The 4,969-nt window shown below is 49.3% G+C and carries 2 protein-coding genes and 11 tRNA genes; all 13 read right to left on the bottom strand.

Annotated elements, in window-relative coordinates; translation table 11 throughout:
• On the bottom strand, positions 1 to 253 hold a 253-nt coding region (locus tag PRECH8_RS14105), incomplete at its 3' end, for a sigma-70 family RNA polymerase sigma factor (protein ID WP_200967736.1).
• Positions 254 to 382: 129 nt separating this feature from the next.
• Positions 383 to 3,151: a phosphoenolpyruvate carboxylase gene (gene ppc / locus PRECH8_RS14110; protein WP_371871228.1), complete on the bottom strand. Its 2,769-nt coding sequence runs from the start codon at positions 3,149 to 3,151 to the stop codon at positions 383 to 385.
• A 623-nt stretch (positions 3,152 to 3,774) separates the two neighbouring features.
• Positions 3,775 to 3,848, bottom strand: a tRNA-Gly gene (locus PRECH8_RS14115).
• Between the two features lie 11 nt (positions 3,849 to 3,859).
• A tRNA-Pro gene (locus PRECH8_RS14120) sits at positions 3,860 to 3,936 on the bottom strand.
• A gap of 11 nt (positions 3,937 to 3,947) precedes the next feature.
• Positions 3,948 to 4,024, bottom strand: a tRNA-Arg gene (locus PRECH8_RS14125).
• An 8-nt stretch (positions 4,025 to 4,032) separates the two neighbouring features.
• Positions 4,033 to 4,107: transfer RNA gene (locus tag PRECH8_RS14130), tRNA-Gly, on the bottom strand.
• A 4-nt stretch (positions 4,108 to 4,111) separates the two neighbouring features.
• A tRNA-Leu gene (locus tag PRECH8_RS14135) sits at positions 4,112 to 4,191 on the bottom strand.
• Positions 4,192 to 4,199: 8 nt separating this feature from the next.
• Positions 4,200 to 4,275 (bottom strand) — tRNA-Lys (locus PRECH8_RS14140).
• Between the two features lie 4 nt (positions 4,276 to 4,279).
• Positions 4,280 to 4,354 (bottom strand) — tRNA-Gln (locus tag PRECH8_RS14145).
• A gap of 181 nt (positions 4,355 to 4,535) precedes the next feature.
• A tRNA-Val gene (locus PRECH8_RS14150) sits at positions 4,536 to 4,611 on the bottom strand.
• A 6-nt stretch (positions 4,612 to 4,617) separates the two neighbouring features.
• A tRNA-Glu gene (locus PRECH8_RS14155) sits at positions 4,618 to 4,689 on the bottom strand.
• A gap of 9 nt (positions 4,690 to 4,698) precedes the next feature.
• Positions 4,699 to 4,771 (bottom strand) — tRNA-Thr (locus PRECH8_RS14160).
• A 5-nt stretch (positions 4,772 to 4,776) separates the two neighbouring features.
• Positions 4,777 to 4,852: transfer RNA gene (locus PRECH8_RS14165), tRNA-Asn, on the bottom strand.
• Positions 4,853 to 4,969: the final 117 nt, after the last annotated feature.

Consider the following 4,969-nt stretch of genomic DNA (forward strand, 5'->3'; position numbering starts at 1 on the left):
GATGATCGATACATAGATTCGCCCCGATTCGATAGATCCACGTTGAGAATTTCTGAGAGGGGTCGAAGCCGTTTAGATTCGTATAGACTCTTAGGAAGGTTTCTTGCACGATATCTTCGGCTTCATGTGTGTTCCCCAGCATTCTGTAAGCGAGGTGGTATATTTTGTTCTGGTACAGATCGACCAACTCCCGAAAGGCGAGGCGATCCCCGTTTCGAGCAAGTTGAGCAAGCCGCGCTTCGTATAAATCCATCTATCCACCTCCCATTCCCATACTCAAGCGGAAATTGCATTATGTATACAATAAGGAGGAGTCAGGCCCTGTCGGAACCCAACTCCTCCTATGGAGAGCCTTCTGTTCAACTGCATATCATGGCACATATTAACCGGTATTGCGCATGCCGGCGGCGATTCCATTGATCGTGAGAAGGACTTCGCGGAGCAAATTCACATCATCCTTGCCCTGCTCACGCAGACTTCGCAGTTCCAGAAGCAGCTTCACCTGCAGATAACTCAGCGGGTCAACATACGGGTTGCGCAGCCGGATTGATTCTTGGATGACGGGGACATTGTCCAAGATTTCCTGCTGGCCGGTGATCTTCAAGATCAGATCCGTCGTCAGATGATATTCTTCGATAATGGCACTTAGGATCCGCTGTTTCGCTTCCTCATTCTTAACCATATTCGCATACTCCGAGGCAATCTTAAGATCCGCCTTGGAGAGGGCCATCTGCAAGTTATCGATTAAGGCTTGGAAGAATGGCCAATCATTATACATCCTGCGGAGTTCCTCGAGTCTCTCTTCCTTGCCCTGATAGTAATTGTTCAATCCTGTTCCGGCAGCATACCATGCAGGGAAGAGATATCGGCTCTGCGTCCAGCCGAATACCCAAGGAATCGCCCGAAGATCTTCGAACTTGTCGCTGTTCTTCCGTTTCGACGGACGCGATCCGATATTCAGTTCGCCAATCTCCGGCAGCGGTGTGGATTCCTTGAAGAACATATAGAAGTCCGGGTCACCGAACACCAGGTCTTGATACTTCTTAAGGGATACGTCCGAGATCTCGCGAAGGATCTCTTCCCAGCGCTCCTCTTCTTGCACTTCTTCTGGATACTTGCGGTGCAGCAAGGCAATGAGCAGTGCCGAGGTTGCCTGTTCCAGACTGCGGTACGCAATGCCTTGCATCGAATATCTGGATGACAGGACTTCTCCCTGTTCGGTGATCTTAATCCCTGCCCCCAGCGTATGAGGCGGCTGAGTCAGGATACTGCGGTTCAGAGGCATGCCTCCGCGGCCTAATGCTCCGCCGCGGCCATGGAAGAACTTCACCTTGACATCGTATTGGTTCGCTACATCCGTCAACGTCTTCAAGGCGACGCGAAGTTCCCAATTCGCCGTGACGACGCCGCCGTCCTTGTTGCTGTCCGAATACCCTAACATGATCTCCTGAACATCGTCCATGGCCCTTACGCTGTCCATGAACGCCGGCAATTCGTACAGCGTCTTCATGATCTTAGGCGCATCATGCAGGTCTTCGATCGTCTCGAACAGCGGCACGGGCTGCAAGGTGCAGACTACGCTGCCATCCGGGTTGCGTTGGTACAGTCCGGTCTCCTTCGCCAGCAAGAGAACCTCCAGGATATCGCTCGGCCCTTGCGTCATGCTGATCAGATAGCTTCTGATCGCTTTCACTCCGAACTCCTTCTGTGCTTCGCGCACGATTCGGAATACATCCAGCACTTCCCGCGTACTCTCTGAGTACTCTTGATGCGGAGAGGTGATCGGCCTAGGATCCATGAGCAGGTCATGCAGCAGCTTTACTTTATCCTCTTCGCTGAGTTCAGAATAATTGGGAGCGATGCCTATGCTGGCCAGAATCTCCGTCATCGCCAGTTCATGTTCCTTGCTGTGCTGACGAATGTCCAATGTAGCGAGATGGAAGCCGAATAACTCTGCTTGGCGGATCAACTTCTTGATATACTCATCCGCTACATAATCCGCATAGTGGCTTCTAAGGCTGCGATCCAATATCTTCAGATCTTTGATGAATTCATCGATGCTGTGGTACCTTGCACCGTAGCTTTCGCCTTCTTCATGAGCGAGACCAGTATTCTGAATCTTCTTAATCATGTAAGTAAGTTTAATTCGATACGGCTCATGTTTGTTTCTCCACAGATATTCGGGACCCAACTCGATTTGTTTCTGATCCTCCTCGATCGAATCCAGAAGCTCTTTCGTAACCGATACGATATTGGTGCTGATGCTGAGCAATCTGCGCAGGTCCCTTAAGATCTGTTCGTATTTCTCAAGGGCTAACTGCCTGTGCATGCGTAATGTTTCCCAAGTTACATCATGGGTGACAGCCGGGTTCCCGTCCCGGTCGCCGCCGATCCAAGAACCAAAGCGCAGGAATGTAGGTACGTGCCACTTCCGCCCTGGATAATATTTGTCCAGACAGCGCTCTAATTCCTTATAGACATCCGGGATGACATCGAACAAGGTCTCATCAAAATAATATAAACCATTACGCACCTCATCGATGACCGTAGGCTTGCGATCTCTCAGCTCATCGGTCTGCCATAAGGTCAGCACTTCATTCAACAGGCGAGTGCGCAATATTTCACGTTCCCGATGCGTTAATGTCGGATCGTCCAGCTTGATCATATCGTCAGCGATCCGCTTATGGATCTCAAGGACGGCTCTTCTCGTCGCTTCCGTCGGATGTGCCGTCATAATAAGTTCAAGACAGATCCCCTGGATCATCTCTTGAATTTCATCTGCCGATATATTCTTCTCTTTGAGCTTCAGCACCGCATCCTCAATCGAACCCGGTTGAATCTTCTCTCCTGCTGAACGCTCATAATCACGCTTCCGACGAATGCGGTGGTTCTGCTCAGCGATATTAACCAATTGAAAGTAGATCGCAAAAGCACGGATAACCTGATGGCGAACATTCGGATTAAGGGAGATGATCATCTGCTTCAATTCCTCGTTGGACTTAGCGGGATCGGCACGTAAAGTCTTGCTCATCTCCCGAATGTTTTCAACGATATCCAATAGTTCCATTCCACCCTGATGTACCAATACTTCGCCCAAAATATTGCCAAGAAATCTTACATCCCGACGCAACAGATTATGGTTGTTATTCATTTCCAGGCGACTATCATGATGAATTGTTTCAGACATCTTTCCTCTCACCCCATTCTAACTAACACCAAGATCAATCTTTTCATCAGTTCTCGTTACCGTTGAAAATGATTATGTAGACAATTGTATCAAAATTTTGTGATAAATACCTCACTAATTTTAAAGTTCACACAATTAACTGAATATCACGGGGAGCATCACTCAGTTCCTGTGAGCAGTCTAAGCAATCACTGCTGCACTGTCCAATGCATGCAGAGTAAGCTAGAGTCGGGAGGAGGACCTAAAGGAGGGAACTGAAGGATTGTAGGTTCCTGAGCCTTTAACCTTAGCACAGAACTTCATAATGTGTGTAATCAACGATGTTCATCACAAAATTATGACAACCTATCAACCTATATGGCTATTGTCGGTATAGTTTTCCCTGAACATTCAGCTTTATCCCTAAAGCAGTCCTTCTTGAGTCATTACTGCAACGCTTTAAACGACACAAGTCCATAATTAAGGCAAAAGCTTCAACGCTTCTACTAACGCGTTTGAGCTCGGAGAACATGACTTTTCAGGTGACAAGTTAAACGATAAATAGTTACAAAAAAAACCCTTATATAAGGGTTCGCCGATGCTATGTATGGAGCGGGTGAAGGGAATCGAACCCTCGCTACCAGCTTGGAAGGCTGGAGTTCTACCACTGAACTACACCCGCATAAAAAATAATGGTCGGGACGACACGATTCGAACATGCGACCCCCTGGTCCCAAACCAGGTGCTCTACCAAGCTGAGCTACGTCCCGATTAGTAAGAGTGGCGTGCCCTGAGAGATTCGAACTCCCGACCTTTTGATTCGTAGTCAAACGCTCTATCCAGCTGAGCTAAGGGCACGCGTTATATGGAGCGGACGACGAGATTCGAACTCGCGACCCTCGCCTTGGCAAGGCGATGCTCTACCACTGAGCCACGTCCGCATCATGCGCGTGGAGGGACTTGAACCCCCACGGTTTCCCGCTAGATCCTAAGTCTAGTGCGTCTGCCAATTCCGCCACACGCGCGAGGTAAATGGTGAGCCATGGAGGACTCGAACCTCCGACACCCTGATTAAAAGTCAGGTGCTCTACCGACTGAGCTAATGGCTCATGATGGCTGGGGATCTAGGATTCGAACCTAGGCATGACGGAGTCAAAGTCCGTTGCCTTACCACTTGGCTAATCCCCAACATTCAGCCCTTATGGTTGCAACCATTATAGGTTAGCATATTAGTTCGCAAAAATCAAATTTAACATTTACCGCGTTGGCAGTATTGGGTTTTTGAGGGCAACGGGAGTTTCTAATTCCCGAAGTTCTCCTTCCCTCCAAATTGCTTCGAGGGATAGACCGCGTAAGCGGTGATATTGAGTGGTGGAGGCTGACGGGATCGAACCGCCGACCCTCTGCTTGTAAGGCAGATGCTCTCCCAGCTGAGCTAAGCCTCCATATAATGACCCGTAGGGGATTCGAACCCCTGTTACCTCCGTGAAAGGGAGGTGTCTTAACCCCTTGACCAACGGGCCTTGTTCAAAAGCTCCCAACCGGGATCGAACCGGTGACCTCTTCCTTACCATGGAAGCACTCTACCTGCTGAGCTATGGGAGCAGGGTTGGCTCCCCGAGCAGGACTCGAACCTGCGACAACTCGATTAACAGTCGAGTGCTCTACCGACTGAGCTATCAGGGAACATTCATTCCGAAGCAATAGCATCGGTTAGATTGTTTGTCCGAGGCTTAGCTGTGTCCTGCCAAATAGGGAGACTCCGATAAGCCTGGTAGGTTAGAGGCTTGGCAACGTCCTGCT

The sequence above is a fragment of the Insulibacter thermoxylanivorax genome, from assembly GCF_015472005.1.
GTDB lineage: Bacteria > Bacillota > Bacilli > Paenibacillales > DA-C8 > Insulibacter > Insulibacter thermoxylanivorax.

What these genes read in the sequence shown, in the direction of transcription:
- ppc (WP_371871228.1), bottom strand. Translation starts at nt 3,151, where the DNA reads ATGAATAACAACCATAATCTGTTGCGTCGGGATGTAAGATTTCTTGGC.